At 46.7% G+C, this 1,877-nt stretch carries 1 protein-coding gene; it reads right to left on the bottom strand.

Going from position 1 to position 1,877, the window contains the following annotated elements; all coding sequences use genetic code 11:
• Positions 1-258: 258 nt before the first annotated feature.
• Positions 259-1,701 (bottom strand): nicotinate phosphoribosyltransferase, encoded by a 1,443-nt coding sequence (locus Q0314_RS02130; protein WP_298056005.1) that lies wholly within the window; start codon positions 1,699-1,701, stop codon positions 259-261.
• Between the last annotated feature and the right edge of the window lie 176 nt (positions 1,702-1,877).

Raw genomic sequence — 1,877 nt, forward strand, 5'->3', positions numbered from 1 at the left:
AATTTGCACTAGAAGCGAAATCGAAATAAGCTAGTTTTTTATCCAAATTTAGCTTTGCAAGGGTACTGCAAGTTAAATTTCTAAAATCGGACCGCATTTCAAATAAATAGATTGATATTAAAAAAGCAAAAACCGTTATTTTGCTACTTTTGTTTTTTGTCGATATGAAAATTTAACGAGCGGCTCAGTCTCTCGCATCTATAAACTTGTATTTGCGCGATAAAATTTACCGCAAAAGTAAGCCGCCCGTTTTTTTATTTATTTTTTTGTACTACGCAAAAGACTCATCTTCATCTCGTAGTAGTCCACGCTCATATCGACGTAGTGCTTGTGTGGGTTTTCAAAGCGCTGCTCCTCCTGCCAAATTTCATTTTCGAGCTGCTTTTTTACGTAGTCTCTGATTTGGGCTAAATTTACCGGCTCGGCCGCGCGCTTGCCGTCTTTTACGACTAGGTTTTGCAGCTGTCGCGCCGTGCAACCCTCAAAATACAGCTCCTTCCACGGTTTTTCGGGATCTATGTAGCGGTAGGGTTTTGAGAGATCGGGCGTTTCGTCCGCGTTCGTGATCAAATCGGCGACGGCTTGACCGCCTTTATATATGCGCCAAACTTTTTTTAGACCCGGATTAGTCATCTTTTCTACGGCCTCCGAGACCTTTATGCGCGGGCTAAAAATGCCTTTATTCTCGACTGCGACTAGTTTATAGACTCCGCCGAAAACCGGATCGCTTTTTGACGTTATCAGGCGCTCGCCAACGCCAAAGCCGTCTATCTGCCCGCCTTGAGCTAGGATCGAGGCGATAGTATACTCATCTAGGCTGTTTGAGACCGTGATCTTGCAGTCTTTTAGTCCTGCGGCATCTAGCATCGCACGCGTTTTTTTGGATAGATACGCCAGGTCGCCGGAGTCTAGCCTGACTGCTTTTAGGCGTTTGCCCAGCGGCTCTAGCACCTCTTTTGCCGTTTTTATCGCATTTGGCACGCCGCTATGTAGCACGTCGTAGGTATCTACGAGCAGCGAAGCGGAGTCCGGATAGAGCAGGGCGTAGCGCTTAAAGGCTTCAAATTCGTCGCCAAAATACATCACCCAGCTGTGCGCCATCGTGCCCGTCGTCGGTATGCCGAAAGTTTTAGCCGCTAGTACCGTCGCCGTACCGTCCGCGCCGCCGATGTAGGCCGCTCTGGCGCCGTAGATCGCGGCGTCTAGGTTGTGCGCGCGCCTAGCGCCGAAGTCAAACACGCTCCTGCCGTCCGCGGCCTTTACGATGCGCCTAGCCTTGGTCGCGATGAGGCTTTGGTGATTTATCTGCGATAGGATCGCGGTTTCTATGAGCTGCGCGTCGATAGGCGAGGCTACGACGGTCATAAAAGGCTCTTGCGGATAGATGATCGTACCCTCGGCAAATGCGTATATATCGCCTTTAAAGCGAAATTTGCGCAGATAATCCAAAAAATCCTCGCTAAATAAATTTAATGAGCGCAGATAATCCACGTCGCTATCGTCAAAGTGTAAATTTTCCACATACTCAATGATTTGCTCAAGCCCCGCAAATATCGCAAAACCGCCGCCGTCGGGCACCTTGCGGTAAAAAACGTCAAACGCCACGCGCGGCTGATCTCCGCTTTTAAAATACCCCTCCGCCATCGTAAGCTCGTAAAGATCCATCACCATGCTGACATTTCTCGCGTCAAACTGCGTCATTTTTGCCCTTTCTTGTTAAAATTTGATAATAATATAACCCCGCGGCTTGCGAGACGCTGAAATTTAGCAGAACGGTTTTTAACAAATATATTATTTAATCTCATAATATTATCACTTTTTATCGGTTTTTAAGCTCGTTTAGCATATAGTTTTAAATATTTTATTTAAAGAAAATT

The organism is uncultured Campylobacter sp., from assembly GCF_938040115.1.
GTDB lineage: Bacteria > Campylobacterota > Campylobacteria > Campylobacterales > Campylobacteraceae > Campylobacter_A.

Excerpts from the sequence above, each read along its gene's own strand:
- Q0314_RS02130 (WP_298056005.1), bottom strand. The coding sequence starts at position 1,701 with ATGACGCAGTTTGACGCGAGAAATGTCAGCATGGTGATGGATCTTTAC.